Annotated in this window: 16 protein-coding genes; 10 read left to right on the top strand and 6 right to left on the bottom strand. The window is 46.8% G+C overall.

All coding sequences use genetic code 11. The features are described 5' to 3' along the window. The first annotated feature begins 105 nt into the window (after positions 1–105). The 4 genes from M3085_RS06020 to M3085_RS06035 all read left to right on the top strand — a co-directional run bounded on the left by M3085_RS06020 (position 106) and on the right by M3085_RS06035 (position 5,899). Positions 106–1,287 carry an iron-containing alcohol dehydrogenase gene (locus M3085_RS06020; RefSeq protein ID WP_249052529.1) on the top strand — a complete coding sequence of 394 codons (1,182 nt, stop codon included), beginning with the start codon at positions 106–108 and terminating at the stop codon, positions 1,285–1,287. A gap of 174 nt (positions 1,288–1,461) precedes the next feature. Then, positions 1,462–2,238 carry an AMP nucleosidase gene (locus M3085_RS06025; protein ID WP_178257541.1) on the top strand — a complete coding sequence of 259 codons (777 nt, stop codon included), beginning with the start codon at positions 1,462–1,464 and terminating at the stop codon, positions 2,236–2,238. A gap of 12 nt (positions 2,239–2,250) precedes the next feature. Further along, positions 2,251–3,267: a DNA polymerase III subunit delta gene (gene holA, locus M3085_RS06030; protein WP_178257542.1), complete on the top strand. Its 1,017-nt coding sequence runs from the start codon at positions 2,251–2,253 to the stop codon at positions 3,265–3,267. Between the two features lie 304 nt (positions 3,268–3,571). Next, positions 3,572–5,899 carry a transglycosylase domain-containing protein gene (locus M3085_RS06035; protein WP_178257543.1) on the top strand — a complete coding sequence of 776 codons (2,328 nt, stop codon included), beginning with the start codon at positions 3,572–3,574 and terminating at the stop codon, positions 5,897–5,899. 63 nt (positions 5,900–5,962) lie between these two features. On the opposite strand, the gene gcvP is transcribed toward M3085_RS06035, so the two are convergent. Genes gcvP through M3085_RS06055 form a run of 4 tightly spaced genes read right to left on the bottom strand, consistent with a single transcriptional unit; the run spans position 5,963 to position 11,012 of the window. Beyond that, on the bottom strand, positions 5,963–8,812 hold the full coding sequence (gcvP, locus tag M3085_RS06040) for an aminomethyl-transferring glycine dehydrogenase (protein ID WP_249052530.1): 2,850 nt from the start codon (positions 8,810–8,812) through the stop codon (positions 5,963–5,965). 39 nt (positions 8,813–8,851) lie between these two features. Next, a complete protein-coding gene (locus tag M3085_RS06045; protein WP_178257545.1) occupies positions 8,852–9,490 on the bottom strand; it encodes an MBL fold metallo-hydrolase in 639 nt (212 codons plus the stop codon). A gap of 9 nt (positions 9,491–9,499) precedes the next feature. Beyond that, complete coding sequence (rsmG, locus tag M3085_RS06050; protein WP_249052531.1) at positions 9,500–10,126, bottom strand: 16S rRNA (guanine(527)-N(7))-methyltransferase RsmG; 627 nt, start codon at positions 10,124–10,126, stop codon at positions 9,500–9,502. Between the two features lie 31 nt (positions 10,127–10,157). Next, complete coding sequence (locus M3085_RS06055) at positions 10,158–11,012, bottom strand: RsiV family protein (RefSeq protein ID WP_249052532.1); 855 nt, start codon at positions 11,010–11,012, stop codon at positions 10,158–10,160. 112 nt (positions 11,013–11,124) lie between these two features. Between M3085_RS06055 and lipB the strand changes: the two genes are divergently transcribed. Together lipB and M3085_RS06065 are read left to right on the top strand one after the other, a co-directional pair. Next, complete coding sequence (gene lipB, locus M3085_RS06060; RefSeq protein WP_249052533.1) at positions 11,125–11,790, top strand: lipoyl(octanoyl) transferase LipB; 666 nt, start codon at positions 11,125–11,127, stop codon at positions 11,788–11,790. A gap of 108 nt (positions 11,791–11,898) precedes the next feature. After that, positions 11,899–12,462, top strand: a complete 564-nt coding sequence (locus M3085_RS06065) for a DapH/DapD/GlmU-related protein (RefSeq protein ID WP_249052534.1) — start codon at positions 11,899–11,901, stop codon at positions 12,460–12,462. 77 nt (positions 12,463–12,539) lie between these two features. Here M3085_RS06065 and M3085_RS06070 read toward each other — a convergent pair whose 3' ends face one another. Beyond that, entirely contained in the window at positions 12,540–14,204 is a 1,665-nt protein-coding gene (locus tag M3085_RS06070; RefSeq protein ID WP_178255871.1) for an AMP-binding protein, read from the bottom strand. Between the two features lie 423 nt (positions 14,205–14,627). On the opposite strand from M3085_RS06070, the gene M3085_RS06075 reads away from it, so the two are divergent. From M3085_RS06075 to M3085_RS06090, 4 genes are all read left to right on the top strand, one after another. Further along, positions 14,628–15,464 (top strand): outer membrane protein assembly factor BamD, encoded by an 837-nt coding sequence (locus M3085_RS06075; protein ID WP_178255872.1) that lies wholly within the window; start codon positions 14,628–14,630, stop codon positions 15,462–15,464. 29 nt (positions 15,465–15,493) lie between these two features. After that, complete coding sequence (locus M3085_RS06080; protein WP_178255873.1) at positions 15,494–15,829, top strand: DNA-directed RNA polymerase subunit omega; 336 nt, start codon at positions 15,494–15,496, stop codon at positions 15,827–15,829. 118 nt (positions 15,830–15,947) lie between these two features. Continuing rightward, positions 15,948–16,403, top strand: coding sequence for a DUF4293 domain-containing protein (locus M3085_RS06085; protein ID WP_178255874.1), 456 nt, complete (start codon positions 15,948–15,950; stop codon positions 16,401–16,403). A 169-nt stretch (positions 16,404–16,572) separates the two neighbouring features. Then, complete coding sequence (locus M3085_RS06090; protein WP_249052535.1) at positions 16,573–18,351, top strand: alpha-1,3-galactosidase B; 1,779 nt, start codon at positions 16,573–16,575, stop codon at positions 18,349–18,351. 117 nt (positions 18,352–18,468) lie between these two features. Here M3085_RS06090 and M3085_RS06095 read toward each other — a convergent pair whose 3' ends face one another. Next, positions 18,469–19,737, bottom strand: a complete 1,269-nt coding sequence (locus M3085_RS06095; protein WP_191709532.1) for a DEAD/DEAH box helicase — start codon at positions 19,735–19,737, stop codon at positions 18,469–18,471. Positions 19,738–19,760: the final 23 nt, after the last annotated feature.

Here is a 19,760-nt window from a genome sequence, read left to right on the forward strand (position 1 = left end):
AAATCTGTAAATACGATACAATCGTCTGTAAATCGGGTACAAGCTATTCATGGCTTCTTTCCTATTTTTGCATCAGATAAAAAGATAATTTAAACACTTTAATGTATGCAGACCAATAACAGTTATGACATGCACATTCCTACCCACGTATTGTTTGGTGCCGGAATGTTGAATCAGTTGAGCGAACAACCCATGCCGGGTAAAAAGGCATTGATTGTTATTTCGAATGGAAAATCTACCCGTGCCAATGGTTATTTGAGCCGCACCGAAGAGCAACTGCAAAAGGCGGGTATTGAAACCGTGGTGTTTGACGGCGTATCGCCTAATCCCACTGTGGGTAACGTAAATGCCGGAGCTGAAGCAGCACGTAAGGCTGATTGCGATTTCCTTGTTGCATTGGGAGGGGGCAGCGTAATGGACTGTGCCAAAGCCATTGCTGTGATGGCTACCAACGAAGGAGAACTGTGGGATTACGTGACTGTCGGTTCCGGAAAAGGACATTCCATCGCCGTAAAGCCATTGCCTATCGTAGCTATAACTACTACGGCCGGAACCGGTTCGGAAACAGACAATTCGGGGGTCATTACGAAAGAAGATACGTTTGAAAAAGCATTCGTGGGCGATGCTTCGCTGTTTCCTGTGCTTTCGGTAGTCGACCCTGAGCTGATGGCAAGTGTACCGCCTGCGTTTACCGCTTATCAAGGTTTCGATGCGTTGTTCCACAGCACGGAAGGTTATATTGCAAAAGGGGCGAATCTGATGAGCGACATGTATGCTCTTGAGGCGATTCGTAACATTGCCGAATATTTGCCGCGTGCGGTTAAAAACGGAAACGACATGGAAGCACGTACCCGCGTGGCTTTCGGAAACACGTTGTCGGGGGGCGTTATGTGTCTGACGCTTATCACCAGCGAACATGCGTTGGAACATGCTCTTTCAGCTTATCATCCTAATTTGCCTCACGGGGCGGGTCTGATAATGGTAAGCCGTGCTTATTACGAATTTTTTATAAAGAACCATGCTTGCGACGACCGTTTTGTGCGTATGGCTCAGGCTATGGGGATGGCAGATGCTACGAAGCCCGAAGATTTTCTTACGGCGCTGACTCGTTTGCAGGAGGCTTGTGGCGTTGCCGATTTGAAGATGTCTGATTACGGCATTGCTCCCGACGAGTTTGAAAAACTGATGAGAAACTCCCGCGAGGTTATGGGCGTAATGTTTACCAGCGACCGCGTGCAGATGTCGGACGAAGATATTGTGGAAGTGTATCGGAAATCTTATAAATGAGAGGCTTCCGTGGCAGGGCGGGACGTCTGAAATGTTGCCGCCGGCTTGCTCAGAAATGCGTGCTTATGTTTTAACCGGAACGTAAGCACGTTTTTTTTATGTGCATCAGAACCGGAAACGGATTTGGAGTTATGCGGTAGAAAATATATCTTTGTCTGAAAAGAGCAAAAACAAATGAAGACGAAAGAAGAAATTGTGGCAAACTGGTTGCCGCGATACACCAAACGGAAGCTGGAAGACTTCGGCGAATATATCCTGTTGACCAATTTTAATAAATACGTCGAGCTGTTTGCCGAGCGGTTCGGCGTCCCCGTGTTGGGGCGGGATGCCAACATGACTTCTGCCCATGCCGAGGGAATCACAATAATAAATTTCGGTATGGGTAGTCCCAATGCCGCCATCATCATGGACTTGCTGAGTGCTATTCGCCCCAAAGCCTGCCTGTTTCTGGGCAAATGCGGAGGCATCGACAAGAAAAATCATTTGGGTGATTTGATACTTCCGATTGCAGCCATCCGCGGTGAAGGAACTTCAAACGATTATTATCCTCCCGAAGTGCCTGCGCTTCCGGCGTTCATGCTTCAGCGTGCGGTTTCTTCTGCCATTCGTGACCATTCACGCGACTACTGGACGGGGACGATTTATACTACAAACCGACGTATATGGGAACATGACGAGGCTTTTAAGGCGTATCTGCTGAAAACACGGGCGATGGCGGTCGACATGGAAACTGCCACACTCTTCGTAACCGGCTTTGCCAACCACATTCCTACGGGAGCGCTCTTGTTGGTGTCTGACCAGCCGATGATTCCCGAAGGGATAAAAACCGAGCAAAGCGATTCGCTAGTAACGCAACAGTTCGTAAACGAGCATCTGGAAATCGGGGTCGATGCCTTGCGCATGATTATAGAAGAGAAACGAACGGTTAAACATTTGAAATTCGACTGGTAAATCGATGGCATTATGGCTAAAGAAGTAACATACGAAGAAATTGTCCGCAACCTGCGCAACAAAGTGTATGCGCCCGTGTATTTCCTCATGGGTGAGGAAGATTATTATATCGACCGCATATCCGATTATATCATCGATACCGTTCTGACCGATACCGAGAAAGAATTTAATCTTACCGTGTTATATGGTTCCGATACCGATATCGCCACGATTATCAATGCCGCGAAGCGTTATCCGATGATGTCGAAATATCAAGTGGTGGCGGTAAGAGAGGCGCAGGCGATCCGTAATCTGGATGAGTTGGTTTACTATTTACAGAAGCCGCTGGAATCGACTATTTTGGTGATGTGTTATAAACACGGTGCGTTAGACCGTCGGAAAAAACTGGTTGCCGAACTGGAGAAAGCCGGCGTTCTGTTTGAGTCGAAGAAACTGAAAGACGCTCAGCTTCCGGGATTTATCACCTCATACCTGAAGCGGAAGCAGGTGGAGATAGAGCCGAAAGCCTCGGAGATGATGGCAGAATTTGTAGGCACGGATTTAAACCGCATGGCGGGCGAGTTGGAAAAATTAGTGATAACACTTCCGGCAGGTCAGCGGCGGATTACTCCCGAACAGATTGAACGTAACATCGGCATCAGCAAGGATTATAATAATTTTGAGTTACGCAATGCGCTGATAGAGAAAGATGTGCTGAAGGCAAACCGCATCATTAAGTATTTTGAGGAAAACCCTAAAAACAATCCCTTGCAAGTCACGCTTGCCGTGCTGTTCAATTTCTTTGCCAACCTGATGTTGGTGTATTATGCGCCCGACAAGTCGGACCGGGGAATAGCCGCTCACCTCGGGCTGCGTTCGCCGTGGCAGGCTAAAGATTACGAAAATGCCATGAAGCGGTATACGGGCGTAAAGGTGATGCAGATAGTGGGAGCAATCCGCCAGTGTGATGCCAAATCGAAAGGCGTGGGAAATTCCTCCGTGTCCGACGGCGAACTCCTCCGCGAACTGGTTTACTTCATTCTTCACTGATAATCAGTCTTTTCTGTTAATCTGTGTAAGGGCACATCCCGAATGAATAAAAACCCTTTTTGAGTCTTTTTATGCCCCGGAAAACGCTACCGTTAGTGTTGGTCATTTCTAACGGTAGAGTTGCCCGGTTCTACCCGTAAAACCACCTCGTTCTATGGGTAGTGTTTTTCATCCTTCTCGCCCAGTCGGGTAAAGTCCGATAACTTTCATGCTACTATTGCTATCTTCTTTGGATTTTATGTGGTTATTCTAACGATTTTCCTTAATTTTGCAGTTTAAAAAGAATAAATCTATTTAGGAGAAAATGAGAAAGACATTTATATACGTATTGTGGGGAATCATTTTTTTGTGTATTGCGGCTGTAGCTATCGTGTTTACCGCCATCGCAAACGGAAAAATCGGCTATGTTCCTCCCGTTGAAGAACTGGAAAACCCCAACCTGAAGTTTGCCACGCAAGTTATCTCAGAAGACGGGCAACTGCTCGGTACGTGGTCGCTTAGTAAAGAAAACCGCGTGTATGTAGGTTATGAAGACCTCTCGCCACATTTGGTTCACGCACTGGTGGCTACGGAAGATGTGCGTTTCAGCGAACATTCGGGCATTGATGCACGTGCATTCATGCGTGCCGTTATCAAGCGCGGTATATTCATGCAGAAAAATGCAGGTGGGGGAAGTACCATAACCCAGCAGCTTGCCAAGCAGTTTTATTCGCCTACGGCAGACAACGTGATGGAGCGTTTGCTGCAAAAACCCATCGAGTGGGTGATTGCGGTAAAGCTGGAAAGATATTATACGAAAGAGGAAATCCTGACAATGTATCTGAATAAGTTTGATTTCCTGAATAATGCCGTAGGTATAAAAACAGCGGCGAAAACGTATTTCGGTAAAGAGCCGAAGACGTTGAAAATCGAAGAAGCCGCCACGCTGATAGGTATGTGTAAAAACCCGTCGCTGTATAATCCGCGCCGGTTTAACGAGCGTTCGCGCGGACGCCGCAACACGGTGCTTGACCAGATGCGGAAGGCGGGATTCCTGACACAGGCGGAATGTGACTCGTTGCAGGCTCTTCCGCTGGTGTTGAAGTTCCAGCCCGTTGACCATAAAGACGGTCTGGCGACTTACTTCCGCGAATACCTGCGCGGGGTAATGACGGCAAAGAAACCCGAAAAGAGCAACTACCGGGGATGGCAGATGCAGAAGTTTTACGAAGACTCGCTGGCATGGGAAACCAATCCGCTGTATGGCTGGTGTGCTAAAAACAAGAAGAAAGACGGAACGAATTATAATCTGTATGTAGACGGACTGAAGATTCATACCACGATAAACTCGCGTATGCAGCGTTATGCCGAAGAAGCGGTTTACGAACATGTGGCGAAATACCTCCAGCCGCGCTTCTTCAAAGAAAAACGCGGACGCAAAACCGCACCTTACACCAATCAGTTGACCGTAGAAGAGGTGCAACAAATTCTGAATCGCTCCATCCACCAGAGCGACCGTTACCGGACGATGAAAAATGCGGGCTGTTCGGAAGCCGAAATCATGAAGGCATTTAACACTAAATACGAAATGTCTGTGTTCTCATGGGAAGGCGAAAAAGATACGATAATGACTCCGCTCGACTCTATTAAGTATTACAAACATTTCTTGCGTGCCGGATTCATGTCGATGGACCCGCTGACGGGACATGTAAAGGCGTATGTGGGAGGTCCGAATTACAATTATTTCCAGTACGACATGGCGATGGTGGGACGCCGGCAGGTAGGTTCTACTATCAAACCTTATGTTTATGCGCTGGCTATGGAGAACGGCTTCTCTCCCTGCGATGAGGTGCGTAACGTAGAACAGACCCTGTTTGATGAAAACGGACGGGCATGGTCTCCGCGTAACAGCTCGCGGTCGCATTACGGCGAAATAGTAACCTTGAAATGGGGATTGGCAAACTCAAACAACTGGATATCCGCTTACCTGATGAGCAAGCTCAGCCCGTATGATTTGGTTCGCCTGATTCATTCGTTCGGCATCTTGAATAAAGACGTTCAACCCACGGTATCGCTCTGCCTCGGCCCGTGTGAGATTTCGGTGGGCGAAATGGTAAGTGCTTATACGGCATTTGTAAACAAGGGCATCCGTACTGCTCCGCTGTTTGTTACCAGTATCGAAGACAACGAGGGCAATGTGATAGCCGAATTTACTCCGCAGGTAAACGAAGTAATCAGCGAATCGACCGCCTATAAGATGCTGGTTATGTTACGTGCGGTTATCAATGAAGGTACGGGTGGACGTGTGCGTCGTCTGTACGGTATCAAAGCCGACATGGGTGGTAAAACGGGTACTACCAACCGGAACTCCGACGGTTGGTTCATGGGATTTACTCCCTCGCTGGTATCCGGCTGTTGGGTAGGAGGCGAAGAACGCGACATCCATTTCGACACCATGCGCGATGGACAGGGAGCATCAATGGCACTTCCCGTATGGTCACTGTACATGCAGAAAGTATTTGCCGACAAGACATTGGGTTATTCGGAAGACGAGACATTCGACATCCCCGAAGATTTCGATCCGTGTAAAGACCGGTTGACAGAGATAGAAGAAGAAAATACCAGCCGGTTAGACGACTTGTTTTTCCAATAACTTTCAGATAGGGTAAAAAAATCCCCATCATCCGTCCGGGTGATGGGGATTTTTTGTTATCGCTTATTCAAAACTGCCGTAACGTGTAGGAAGAAGTTTACGGTCTCCCAGCGTATTGTCTACGCGCGCTACGTTTATCCAGAATTTGTTTTCGCGTACGCTTTCCATCGGATAAACCGCTTTTTCGCGGCTGTACATGTGTTGCCACTGATTGCCCACAGCCTCATATTCCGGATGCGGTGCATTTACCAAAACGTTGTCTTCTTTCGAAGCATCTCCGTTTTTGATTTCTTCTATTTCGTTCCAGATGCAAAGCATGGCATCCACGAAGTTATCCAACTCTGCAAGGCTCTCGCTCTCGGTAGGTTCAATCATCAGTGTGCCGTGAACCGGGAAAGACAGCGTAGGAGCATGGTAACCATAGTCCATGAGTCGTTTGGCAATATCGTTTTCGGTGATACCGCTTTCTTCGTGTATCTTCCGGCACTCCAAAATCATCTCATGACCCACAAATCCGTTCGTCCCTCGGTAAACAATTCCATACGTATCTTTCAGGCGAGCCGCCAGATAGTTGGCATTCAGGATGGCAGTCTTCGTAGCCTTTTCAAGCCCTTCGGTTCCCATCATGCAGATATAGCCGTAAGTAATAGGCAGGATACCCGCACTTCCGTAAGGAGCAGCAGCCACCTCGTTTTGCGGATTACCCATGGCTGCATGTCCCGGAAGGAACGGAATCAGATGTTGAGCCACGCAAACCGGACCTACACCCGGACCGCCTCCTCCGTGAGGGCTGGCAAAAGTCTTATGCAGATTCAGGTGACACACATCGGCCCCGATAGTTCCCGGATTGGTCAGTCCCACTTGCGCGTTCATGTTCGCACCGTCCATGTAAACCTGTGCGCCGCAAGCATGAATGATTTCACAAATCTCCTTAATGTCTGCTTCAAATATACCGTGTGTTGAAGGATACGTAATCATCAGCGCAGCCAGTTCGTTCTTATGAGCTTCCGCTTTCGCACGCAAATCTTCCACATCCACGTTACCATGCTCGTCGCAAGCACAAGTCAGCGTTTCATATCCCGCTTGTACGGCTGATGCCGGGTTTGTTCCGTGTGCCGATGCCGGAATCAGAATCAGGTGTCGGTGTCCTTCGCCGATGCTCTCCAAATAACTCCGGATGATGCGTAGTCCCGTATATTCGCCTGCTGCACCCGAATTAGGCTGAAGCGTTACGCCGGCAAATCCCGTAATGGTCTTCAGTTGTTCGCTCAAGTTGCTGATCAATGTCTGATAACCCTGCGCTTGGTCTTCCGGAACGAGCGGGTGGATATTCATCCAACCGGCGTTGCTCAGCGGAATCATCTCAGAAGCTGCATTCAGTTTCATCGTACATGAACCCAATGAAATCATGGAGTGAGCGAGAGAAATATCTTTCCGTTCCAATCGCTTGATGTAACGCATCATTTCGGTTTCGGTATGATACTTACAGAATACTTCGTGTGTCAGGTAACCGGAGGTTCTTTGCAAGTCGCGAGGCAGGGCGGCAGTCTCCGGAATCTCGTTGATTTCATGAACCGGCTTTTCTGCTGCAATGCTGAATATCGCTATCAGCAGATTAACGTCTGCAAGGGTTGTTGTCTCGTCGACGCTTACACCTACATCGCCGTTATCGAAATAGCGGAGATTAACTTCCTTACTCAAAGCTATCGTGCGGAGCTTCTCTGTTGAAACTTGGGCAGGCAGTTGCAGGCGGAGCGTATCAAAGAAACATTTGTTGAGCTGCTTATATCCTAAGTGAGCCAGTTGCTTGTTGAGCGTCACCGCTGTAAAGTGGATGTGTTCGGCAATGCTGCGGATACCTTCCGCCCCATGATATACGGCATAAAATCCGCTCATGGTAGCCAGTAATGCCTGAGCAGTACAGATGTTGGAAGTAGCCTTTTCGCGTTTGATATGTTGCTCGCGCGTCTGTAAAGCCATTCGGTAACAAATATGTCCGTATTTATCTTTCGACAATCCGATGATACGCCCCGGCATGTTGCGTTTGTACTCATCGCGTGTAGCGAAATAAGCAGCCGACGGTCCGCCGTAGAACATCGGAATACCCAGACGCTGAGTGCTTCCGAATACGATATCAGCTCCCCATTCACCCGGAGGCATCAGCAAGGCGAGTGCCAAGATATCGGCATCTACGGCAACTTTGCATCCTGCTTCGTGAGCGCGGGATGTAAATTCACGGTAATCTTCTACGCTTCCGCTGTTGTTTGGATATTGAATGATACATCCGAAGATATCCGGCGTAAACTTCAAATTCTTATAGCTGCCTGTCTTTATTTGCATACCCTGCGGGATGGCGCGCGTATGTATCACAGCCAACACCTGTGGGAAGATTTCCTCATCTACAAATAAAGTGGTGGCTCCCGCTTTTTGTTGTGCACGGCTCCGCAGACCGAACATCATTGTTGCAGCCTCGGCAGCCGCCGTTGCTTCATCCAGCAAAGAGCAGTTCGCCAAAGGCATGGCAGTTAAGTCGCTGACCACGGTCTGGAAATTCAGTAAGGCTTCCAATCGTCCCTGTGAGATTTCAGTCTGGTAAGGAGTATACGACGTATACCATACGGGATTCTCGAATACGTTGCGCTGAATCACTGCCGGTGTAACCGTGTCATACCATCCTGTCCCGATATAAGATTTATATAATTTATTCATTGCCGCCAATGAAGCAATGTGCATGGAAAACTCTCGTTCGCTCATGGCAGGAGCCAGAGGTAGGGGAGTTTTCAAGCGGATTTGTGAGGGAATGGTACGGTCTATCAGTTCATCCAGTGTTTTCACTCCTATCTTTTCCAGCATAGCTGGCAAGTCTTTGTCGGATATGCCGACATGCCTATCTGCAAATGTTCTTGTTTTCATGATTGTTTTAAGGTTGATATTATATAATTACATTGTTTCTTATCTGAAAAAAGGATTATCCATTTTTTCATTGCCGATGGTGGTCGAATCGCCATGTCCCGGGTAAACCACAGTTTCATCGGGGAGGACGAAAAGACGCTCGATGATACTGCGGCGCAGTTGGTTGAAATCACCTCCTTCAAGGTCGGCACGTCCGATGCTTCCTTGAAAAAGGACATCCCCGCTAAACAGGCACGCCGATTCTTTACAATAAAAAGCAATGCCTCCCGGCGAGTGTCCCGGAACGTGAATAGCCTTCAGCTGCACGTTCCCGAAACGAAGCGTATCATTGTCATTGATGTATCCGCCTAACGGAGCCGGAGTTTCATTCAGCTCGAAACCAAACATGCGGCAATGTTCTGCCGTATGTGGCAATAAGAATTCATCGTCTTTACATGCCTGTGGTTGAACACCGAATTCGCGCACGATGAAAGCATTGCCGAATATATGGTCAAGATGCAGATGAGTATTTAGCAGCAGTTTGAGAGTCAACTTATTATCTTGTATGTATTTTTTCAACACTTGTTGTTCGTCTGCATAATAACATCCGGCGTCAATAATGGCAGCTTCTCCGGTTTCGTCCGAAAGGACGTAACAATTTACCGGAAACATGTTAAATTCAAATCGTTTGATTTTCATATCTTTCAACTATCCGTTAATGGTTACGTAAACTACTTTCTTCGTATCAAAATATTCTTCTTGGAAATCATTCTTCAGTTCATGCAGCATCGATTTATGTTTTACCGGAAGAATTTCGTGGCTCAGTTCGCCACCTTTTAGGCATATCAGTCCGTTAGGCAATGCGTTCTGTTGCTCTTTTTTGATGTTCTTTCGGATTATTTTTATTAAATCTGCCAACGGCATTACCGCACGGCTTACTACGAAATCGAATTTCCGAGTTTCTTCCTCAGCCCTGCAATGCCGTGTCGTTACATTTTCTAATCCGATGGCTTGCGCCACTTCGGTGGCAACTTTCACTTTCTTGCCGATGCTATCAACCAAATGAAACTGTACATCAGGGAAAAGGATGGCGAGGGGAATGCCCGGAAAACCGCCTCCCGTACCCAAGTCCATTACTTCCGTACCGGGACGGAAATTGATGACTTTGGCTATGCCCAATGAGTGGAGCACATGATGTTCGTACAGGTTTGTAATATCTTTGCGCGAAATCACGTTGATTTTGCTGTTCCAGTCGGTATATAAATCGTATAAAGCAGCAAACTGCTCTTTCTGTCTCTCGGTTAATTGGGGGAAATATCTCAGAATAATCTCCATTGTCTGTATTGATGTTGTTTTGAATATATTGTTATAATTTTAAGTAAGTCTCTATTTCTGCATAAGGGACGGTCAACTGAAAATCGCCCATTGAGTACGGAGCTATGTCGTAGCGGTTATATAAAAAGGTTATGCCTTCTTCTTTCAACAGGAAATTGTCGGGGATATATAAGTCTGTGTCCAATAATACGCCTGCCGACTGTAAACCTTCCATACTGCTGATGGTATCTGTTTCCAGCCGCTTGTTTGCTTCCTGTATCAGTTGTTTTAATATGAGATTGCAAATGTCTTTATCCGTTCCCGGCAGGAAGATGTCTTCTTTGGTTAATGCCTTTCCGTTTGATGCATTGATGTTTACCCATTTGCCCCATGTGTTCGGATGAGCTCCTCCGGTATTTTGAAACGTTGATACCGTATAGTTCCAAAACTGGTTATTCTTTCCCTTAGCCAATTCGCTCGTGATGTCGAACTCATAGTTATACCATTGCGGAATATCTTTGGCATCCACTCCGTTTTTGATGTCGGCTTGATAGTATTTTTCAACATCGTTTTTGTATTTCGAAATATAAGTATGCATTACAGAGTCGACAAAGATTTCCGGCGACAGGAGGCTGAGCTGTTCATTGAAGAATATGCTTTGCAAGGTCTGATTCACGCTTTGCGAAACCGAATCCTTGTCTGAACATTTCAAATACATGAAATCAAGGTGTATTTTACAATTCGGAGAGCTTTCTACGGCTGTGTTAAGGCTGACAGTGGTGTCGGCTTGCAGACTTGCTATACTTGCTTCTTCAACAACTTGATTCTTTTCTATACATCCCGGTGACAAAAAGCACACGAACGGACTTAAGATAATTGCGGTGAGTAAAAGTTTATTCGTTTTCATTATTTAATTGTTTTTATGAGGGAGTTCATTGGGAACTCCTGTCAGACAAATGTAGAAAAACTTCCCGGATTTTCATATCTTTGTCCGAAGAATCTTTAAGCTAAAAAACATTATGAAAACTGAAAATTGGGGACTTATTTCTTATGCGGAAGCGTGGAAACGGCAGACCGAATGCTTCGATGCACTGGTTGCAGCCAAACAAAACGGTATGCCGTATGAAAATAGATTGATTTTTTGTCAGCATCCTCACGTATATACATTGGGCAAACACGGGAAAGAGACCAATCTTCTGCTCGACGTTTCCCGCTTGCAGCAGCTTGGGGCGGAGCTGTTCCGCATAGACCGGGGCGGAGATATTACCTATCACGGGCCGGGACAAATCGTTTGTTATCCGATATTGAATTTGGAAGATTTCCATTTGGGACTGAAAGAATATATATCCTTGCTGGAAGAAGCAGTGATTCGGGTATGCGCTTCATACGGAATCAAGGCAGAGCGGGTGGCAGGTGCTACGGGAGTATGGATAGATAAGGGAATGCCCGGCGAACGCAAGATATGTGCAATGGGGGTGCGTTGCAGCCATTTTGTTACCATGCACGGCTTGGCATTGAACGTCAGCACGGATTTGCGCTATTTCAGTTATATTCATCCCTGCGGTTTTGTCGACAAGGGGGTTACGTCGATTGAGCGCGAGACAGGGCGTGACGTTCCGTTTGAAGAGGCAAGAAAGAGATTGGAGATAATGCTGACAGAACTGTTATCGGGCAGGATAAAGTGAAAATAACAGCTGATATCCATAATTAGGTTCATAATATCTGTAATATATTTAATAGAAAGAATCTGTTTTTTCCGAAATTTGCAGCGTAAAAACAAAACTTAACCTGTTATGACGTTAAAGGAATATTTGAAACATGTGACAGAGCGGAAACCTCTGAATACAGAAGAAATTTACCAGTTCATGAATCAGATGAGCGATGAGGCTCGCCGTATAACTTTTGAGTTGAACGGAGCGTATCATACCCCCGATGAAGTGCGCGAATTGATGTCCCGCTTGTTTGGCAAACCTGTAGATCCTACTTTCCGTGTGTTCCCTCCCTTTTACACCGATTTCGGGAAAAACATAACCGTAGGAAAGAACGTATTTATCAATGCCTGTTGTCATTTTCAAGATCAAGGAGGCGTAACGTTGGGCGATGATTGTTTAATCGGACACAATGTGGTGTTTGCCACGTTGAATCATGGCATTGCTCCCGAAAAACGGACATCCATGAATCATGCTCCCATTGTGCTGGGGAAGAATGTGTGGGTTGGCTCTAATTCCACCATTTTGCAGGGCGTGACCGTAGGCGACAATGCCATTATTGCAGCAGGGTCGGTGGTGAACAGGGATGTACCGGCAAACACCATCGTGGGAGGCGTGCCGGCAAAGCATATCCGCCACATCGGATAGGGTGGCAAGCCGTTAAAAGGCAAGAGGCAGAACTAAACGCCGGACGCTGTTCTGCCTCTTGTTTCCCTTTGCAAGGATTACTCCTTGATATCTTGATACATAAACCGTTTGATGCTCTTCTTGGCTGTTTTTTCAAACTCTTCGGGATAGAGTTTGATGCGGGTAATCTGAGAATATGCAGGAAGCAGCTTATTCAGTTCGATGCGGTTCGTTTCAATCGCAGCTTCAAGCTGTTGCTTGCTCATGCTCTGTGCAAAAGCTTCTTCGTTGTCAGGATAAACCAGTGCGATGAGCTTGCTGTCTTTCATGATAACCAGCGATTCGTTTACAAACGGCATGTTGTTCAAACGCGCCTCTATTTCTTCCGGATAAATATTTTGTCCTGAAGAAGAAAGCAACATGTTTTTACAACGTCCCTTTATAAAGATATTCCCGTTTGCATCTTTTATAGCCATGTCGCCCGTATGCAGCCATCCGTCTTTGTCGATGGTTTGAGCGGTTGCCTCTTCGTTTTTATAATAACCCAACATCACGTTCATGCCCCGGCAAACCAATTCGCCCGGAATTTCTTCGGGGTTCGAAGACAGCACTTTCGTTTCCATGTTCGATACCGTTTTACCGCATGAGGTATATAAAATCTCATCCCAGCGGCTGTGGCAGATGAGAGGAGCACACTCCGTCATCCCGTAAGCAATGGTGTAAGGGAAATTGATTTTCCGTAAAAAGGCTTCCACTTCCGCGTTGAACGGTGCGCCCCCGATTACGATTTCTATAAAGTTCCCGCCGAATACCTCCATTGCCTTTTGGCGGATTTCCGCCTTAATACGGTCGCTGATGATAGGCAGACGCAGCAAGAGTTTGCCCAGTTTGTTGTCGACGGTAGGAAGGATGTTTTTCTTGAAAATCTTTTCAACGATGAGCGGTACACATGCTATTACGCGCGGACGGATTTCAGAAAATGATTCGGCTATGATTTTCGGGCTCGGCATACGGGTCAGGAACCATAAGTGCGCGCCTATGGTCATGCCGTAAAGAAAATCGAAGACCAACCCGAATATATGTCCGAGCGGAAGCATGGATACTACGCGGTCGCCTGCCTGAAGGTTTACCTTCTGATGAATATGTACCACGTTCGACAGGATGCTCCGGTAAGGCAGCATGACACCTTTCGAATATCCCGTAGTGCCCGATGTGTAGTTGATTACTGCCAACTCTTCCGGCTGTTCGCGCCGGTATGAGACCTGCTCGGCACGGAAACGGCAGGGATATTTTTTGCCGAACTCTTCGTTCAGATGTTCGCGTGCATACGTAAGCTGTTTGGAACGCGAAACCACGAGATCAAAATTCTTCAGCTCGATGATACCTTCGAGATTGGGCATCGCAGCTTCGTTGAAATTCTCCCATACTTGGTCGCCCACGAAGAGCATACGCGCTTCAGAATGATTGACAATGTGATGAACGTTATCGGCTTTAAATTCGTGAAGGATGGGGACTGCCACACCTCCATAAGTGATGATGCTGAGAAATACTGCACACCAATTCGCGCTGTTGCGTCCGCATAAAGCGATTTTGTCGCCCGGCTCTATGCCGGCATGTCGGAATAAGATATGCATTTTTTCAATTTTGCGTGCCACGTCACGGTATTGCAAGGTAGCACCTTTGTAGTCTGTCAGTGCGTCACGATTCCAGTTCGTGCGGATACTTTGTTCGATTAACTCTATAAAACTGTCTTTTGTCTCCATCTTTTGGTATGAGAATTGCACATTTAGCGTGAATTTGTGCGCAAAAATAGTAAAATTAAGCAAACATTCATAGAGATTCGGCTGTTTTTGTAAACCGGGCGCCGTTTCATAGTCCCGGTGAAATAAATTCACTCGGCGGACCGCCTGCCGTATCCTTTTGTGTGACGGCAGAGGAATGTCCTCAAAAACAGATGTTTACGAGACTCGAAATTCAACCGCATGTGTTGTGTAACTTATGTGGATAAACCGGGTAACGCTTCGGCTTGCGTAAGTAAGTCTATCCCATAGAGAAAAAACAACGTCCGATTTCGGTCGGACGACGGCAGGTTAACCTGTCGATTCATTTCATTTTGTTAATTTTTAATCCAATAGTTGTATTATTCCGTGGAAAGCCGTAATTTTGCGCAACTATATATGAATGATATGAAAAAATACATAGTTATGGCGCTCCTTTCCGCCGGATTGTTATCCTCGTGCGGAGAGTACAACAAAGTGCTGAAAAGCACTGATTATGAATATAAATACGAAGCTGCGAAAAGTTATTTCGCCAAAGGACAAAACTCAAGGGCTGCAACTATCTTGGAAGAATTGATTCCTATCCTGAAAGGTACGGTCAATGGTGAAGAGTCTCTGTACATGCTGGCAATGACCTACTATAATCAGGGCGATTACGTATCGGCTTCACATTATTTTAATACGTATTACACCACTTATCCGCGCGGGACTTACACGGAGTTGGCACGATTCCACAGCGGGAAAGCGCTTTATCTTGATACGCCCGAACCCCGTTTGGACCAAAGCAGCACTTACAAGGCGATTGAAGAATTGCAGATGTTCATGGAATATTTCCCCGGAAGTTCGCGCCGCGATCTTGCCCAGAGCATGATATTCGAACTTCAAGACAAGCTGGTGGAAAAAGAATATCTTTCGGCAAAACTGTATTACGATTTGGGCTCTTACTCAGGAAATGCCTCATACAGCAGTACGGGTAACAACTATCTGGCTGCGGTGGTTACTGCCCAGAACATTCTGAAAGATTATCCGTATACGAAATTGCGCGAAGACCTTTCCATCCTGATACTGCGTGCCAAATACGGCATGGCGAAAGAAAGCGTGCTCGAAAAGAAAGAAGAACGTATGCGCGAAACCATCGACGAGTATTATGCGTTTAAGAATGAATTTCCTGAAAGCAAGTATATGACGGAAGTGGAAAACATCTTCAAGGATGCCAGCCGTTTTGTTTCGACTGAAGAAGAATAACTAATAATATTGGGATTAAATAAAACATTATGGATTACAAAAAAACAAATGCTCCTACGACTACCGTTACCCGTGATTTAATGGAACTGTGTGAAGACACGGGCAATATTTATGAAACAGTAGCCATCATAGGCAAACGTGCCAATCAGATTGCGGCGGAGATGAAGAACGACCTTTCTAAGAAATTGCAGGAGTTTGCTTCGTACAACGATAATCTGGAGGAGGTTTTTGAAAACAGAGAACAAATCGAAATCTCTCGTTATTATGAAAAGCTCCCGAAACCGACGTTGATAGCAACTCAGGAGTACATCGAAGGAAAAGTTTATTACAGAAATCCGGCGAAGGAGAAAGAAAAATTGCAATAAAAAGATGACTTTTCTTCTGAAATAAGAAATGTATAAAGAATCTGTAACGGCGGCAAAGCATACCGGAGCTACAGATTCTTTGTTTTATCAAGAAACCTTAACAAGATTAGATAATTCTATGATACAACGTATTCAAACCGTTTATTTACTGATTGTAGCCATACTGTCGGTAGTAATGATGTTTCTCCCCGTGGGGAGTTTTGTGGGTGCGGATTATAGCGTTCCGCCCGTTGAGTTTACCAATCTGGCGGTAGTGGCTGCCGACGGGACGGCGAATTATGCTCCGTGGGCGCTGTTCGTATTGCTGGTAGCGATAGCCGTAATTTCCGCAGTAACGATATTCTTGTATAAGAAACGCATGTTGCAGATTCGGCTTACGGTTTTCAACTGTGTGTTGCTGGTGGGATATTATGCTACGCTGATCACCTTTGTGTTTATGCTGAAAGGCGACTGCCGGTATGTTCCTTCATGGACTGTCTGCCTGCCTTTCGTGTCGCTCGTACTGAGTTGGCTCGCTATCCGTGCGATAGGAAAAGACGAAATGTTGGTCAAGGCTTACGAACGTTTGCGCTGATTAGGCTTTTAGTCGGCTTTTATTCAAGAACATTAAAAAAACATTATATGAAAAGCCAACTGATTCATTGCGGATCGGTTGGCTTTTTGCTTTTCTTTTTCAGGTGATGCAGCTTTCGTTTCAATAAAAAGTATTTATTTTGCAAAGTAATGCATCTAATAAATCTGTTATGAAAAACAAACTGATATACACGGCACTGCTTGCTTCGCTTTGTTTTCCGCTGTGGGCGCAGCAAGTTTACGACATGAGCCGCTTCGGGATTGTCCCCGGAAAGAAGAGCAACATGTCGGCACGTATGGAAAAGGCACTCGCCAAGATTAAAAAGGAATCCCGCGAGGGGGAGTCACTCATCCTGAAGTTTAAGCCCGGGACGTACCATTTCTACCCCGAAGGAGCGGCAGAGCGGGTTTATTACATCTCAAACCACGACCAGACGAATCCCAAACGGGTAGGAATTGCGCTGGAAGACCTGAAATCGGTTACGCTGGAAGGAAACGGAGCGGAATTTGTGTTCCACGGACAGATGATTCCTGTTTCTATGCTTCGTAGCAGCGACTGTACGTTGCAGGATTTCAGTATCGACTTTGCCAATCCGCACATCGCGCAGGTACAAATCGTGAAAAATGCAGGAGAGAAAGGCATTACCTTCCGGCCTGCTCCGTGGGTGGATTACCGCGTGACGAAAGATTCGATATTTGAAACTTACGGCAAGGGATGGACGTTGCACCCGATGTCGGGGATTGCGTTCGAGGAAAAGACCCGACACATTGTTTACCGTACCAGTGACATCGCCTGTCCCACCAAAGGTTGTACGCAGGTAGGAGAGAACCTGATTTACGCTCCCCGCTGGAAAGACAGCCGCTTGCCCGAAGGCACTGTTGTGGCAATGCGTTCGTGGGATCGTCCTACGCCCGGCATCTTCTTGTCGCATAACACTCATACCACATTGAAAAACGTGAAGGTGCATTACGCGCAAGGCATGGGACTTTTGGCTCAGCTTTGCGACGGCATTACGATGGAGGGTTTCGGCGTATGTCTGAAAGGTGACACGGACGTCCGTTACTTTACCACCCAAGCAGACGCTACCCACTTTTCGCAGTGTAAGGGAAAGATAACTTCGGTGAACGGACTGTATGAAGGGATGATGGACGACGCCATCAACGTACACGGCACGTATCTGAAGGTACTCCGCCGTGTAGACGACCATACGTTGGCGGCTCGCTACATGCACGACCAGTCGTGGGGATTTGATTGGGGATTTGCGGGCGACAGCGTACAGTTCATCCGCTCGCAGACGATGGAACTGCTGGATGGAAGAAACTGTATCGAGCGCATTACGGCTTCCGACCAACCGACGGCGGAAGGTGCCAGAGAGTTTCTTATCCGTTTCGTTCAGCCGCTTCCGAATGAGATTGGCGGACAGGAAGATTTCGGCATCGAAAACCTGACGTGGACTCCGGAAGTTTATTTTGCGCATAACGTAGTGCGTAACAATCGCGCCCGTGGCGCACTGTTCAGTACACCGCGCCAAACGGTGGTGGAACATAACTTGTTCGACCATACTTCGGGCACGGCAATCTTGCTGTGCGGAGACTGCAACGGTTGGTATGAAACCGGAGCCTGCCGCGATGTGGTCATCCGTCATAACCGTTTCGTCAATTCGCTCACGAGCATGTTTCAATTTACTAACGCCGTGATTTCCATTTATCCGGAAATCCCCGATTTGGAACATCAGGTGAAATATTTCCACGGCGGAAAGCCGGGAGCCATCCGGATAACCGATAATGAGTTCGAAGTGTTCGATGCTCCGGTGTTATATGCCAAATCGGTAGACGGGCTGGTATTCGAGCGGAATAAAATATCTACCAATAGCGATTACAAGCCCTTTCACTGGAATCAGAGCCGCTTTCTGCTGGAAAAAGTAAATCGTGCGGAAATATCGGAATAATAGATGCCTTTCTTTCAGAGGCGGTTTCAGATAAATAGAATCCTCTTATTTTATCCTGTTCATTCGATATGAAAGATAAAATAAGAGGATTTTTTATGCGGATAGATGTCTTTTTTGTCAGTTTTTGGTAGTTCTCCGTTGTGGCATATTTTTTCTGTTCCGGTTTCCGGAAGCATGTTTCTTTCCGGCGTTTCCCTTATTCTTCCAGTTTTTTCCGCTGTGGCGTGAGGTATGTGGCGCATAGATGGGAGCTTCGCCAAGTTCTGCCGGTACGGGAATCTTATAAATGCTCTTTCCTAAAAAGTCTTCTATCTGTTTAAAGCGGGTTTGCTCGGTTTCGCTGACAAAGGTGATGGCACATCCATCGTTGTTGGCGCGCGCCGTACGTCCGATACGATGAACGTAATCTTCGCTGTCGTGAGGCACATCGTAATTGATAACCAAACGGATGTCGTCGATGTCTATGCCTCGCGCCACGATGTCCGTAGCTACCAGCATGTTGATTCTGCCGTTTCGGAACTCGTGCATGATTGCCTCGCGCTGACACTGCTCCAAGTCGGAGTGCATTTCTCCTACATTCAGATTCAGATGCTTCAACGCCTTAGCCACCTCTTTTACCTTCAGTTTCGATGAGGCGAAGATAATCACGCGCTCCGGTTTCTGTGCGTTGAACAGACTTTTTATGATGCCTAATTTTTGCGCTTCGTAGCAGATGTAAGCCGCCTGTATGATTTTGTCGGCCGGTTTCGATACGGCAAGTTTCACCTCCACCGGGTCGGTCAGGATGGTTTTTGCCAGTTGCTGGATTTTGTTTGGCATGGTAGCCGAGAACATGATGGTTTGCCGCTCCTTCGGCAGGTACTTCACGATTTGCATGATATCGTCGGCAAATCCCATGTCGAGCATACGGTCTGCTTCATCCAAGATAAAAAACGACACTTTCGATAAGTCTACGTAGCCCAGACTCAAGTGACTGATTAATCTTCCCGGCGTTGCTATCACCACGTCTGCCCCCAGCGTGAGTCCTTTCTTCTCCTGCTCGAAGCGAACCCCGTCGTTTCCTCCGTAAACCGCCACGCTCGAAGCCGGCATGAAGTAAGAAAAACCCTCCATCTGTTGGTCTATCTGCTGGGCAAGTTCGCGGGTAGGAGCCATGATGATACAGTTAATGGCATCCACCGGATATCCGCCTTTGCTGAGCTGGTTGAGTACAGGCAGTAGGTAGGCAGCCGTCTTTCCCGTTCCCGTCTGGGCAACCCCAATCAAGTCACGTCCCTCAAGGATAACGGGTATCGTATGCTCCTGTACCGGCGTACATTCGCTAAAGTTCATGGCGTCTAATGCCTGTAAAACGCATTCTTCTAAGTTCAGTTCTGAAAACTTCATAATTAGTATATCAATCTTTTATA

Source organism: Bacteroides caecicola (genome assembly GCF_023337095.1).
Classification (GTDB): Bacteria; Bacteroidota; Bacteroidia; order Bacteroidales; family Bacteroidaceae; genus Phocaeicola; species Phocaeicola gallinarum.

What these genes read in the sequence shown, in the direction of transcription:
- M3085_RS06020 (WP_249052529.1), top strand. Translation starts at nt 106, where the DNA reads ATGCAGACCAATAACAGTTATGACATGCACATTCCTACCCACGTATTG.
- M3085_RS06025 (WP_178257541.1), top strand. Translation starts at nt 1,462, where the DNA reads ATGAAGACGAAAGAAGAAATTGTGGCAAACTGGTTGCCGCGATACACC.
- holA (WP_178257542.1), top strand. Translation starts at nt 2,251, where the DNA reads ATGGCTAAAGAAGTAACATACGAAGAAATTGTCCGCAACCTGCGCAAC.
- M3085_RS06035 (WP_178257543.1), top strand. Translation starts at nt 3,572, where the DNA reads ATGAGAAAGACATTTATATACGTATTGTGGGGAATCATTTTTTTGTGT.
- gcvP (WP_249052530.1), bottom strand. Translation starts at nt 8,812, where the DNA reads ATGAAAACAAGAACATTTGCAGATAGGCATGTCGGCATATCCGACAAA.
- M3085_RS06045 (WP_178257545.1), bottom strand. Translation starts at nt 9,490, where the DNA reads ATGAAAATCAAACGATTTGAATTTAACATGTTTCCGGTAAATTGTTAC.
- rsmG (WP_249052531.1), bottom strand. Translation starts at nt 10,126, where the DNA reads ATGGAGATTATTCTGAGATATTTCCCCCAATTAACCGAGAGACAGAAA.
- M3085_RS06055 (WP_249052532.1), bottom strand. Translation starts at nt 11,012, where the DNA reads ATGAAAACGAATAAACTTTTACTCACCGCAATTATCTTAAGTCCGTTC.
- lipB (WP_249052533.1), top strand. Translation starts at nt 11,125, where the DNA reads ATGAAAACTGAAAATTGGGGACTTATTTCTTATGCGGAAGCGTGGAAA.
- M3085_RS06065 (WP_249052534.1), top strand. Translation starts at nt 11,899, where the DNA reads ATGACGTTAAAGGAATATTTGAAACATGTGACAGAGCGGAAACCTCTG.
- M3085_RS06070 (WP_178255871.1), bottom strand. Translation starts at nt 14,204, where the DNA reads ATGGAGACAAAAGACAGTTTTATAGAGTTAATCGAACAAAGTATCCGC.
- M3085_RS06075 (WP_178255872.1), top strand. Translation starts at nt 14,628, where the DNA reads ATGAAAAAATACATAGTTATGGCGCTCCTTTCCGCCGGATTGTTATCC.
- M3085_RS06080 (WP_178255873.1), top strand. Translation starts at nt 15,494, where the DNA reads ATGGATTACAAAAAAACAAATGCTCCTACGACTACCGTTACCCGTGAT.
- M3085_RS06085 (WP_178255874.1), top strand. Translation starts at nt 15,948, where the DNA reads ATGATACAACGTATTCAAACCGTTTATTTACTGATTGTAGCCATACTG.
- M3085_RS06090 (WP_249052535.1), top strand. Translation starts at nt 16,573, where the DNA reads ATGAAAAACAAACTGATATACACGGCACTGCTTGCTTCGCTTTGTTTT.
- M3085_RS06095 (WP_191709532.1), bottom strand. Translation starts at nt 19,737, where the DNA reads ATGAAGTTTTCAGAACTGAACTTAGAAGAATGCGTTTTACAGGCATTA.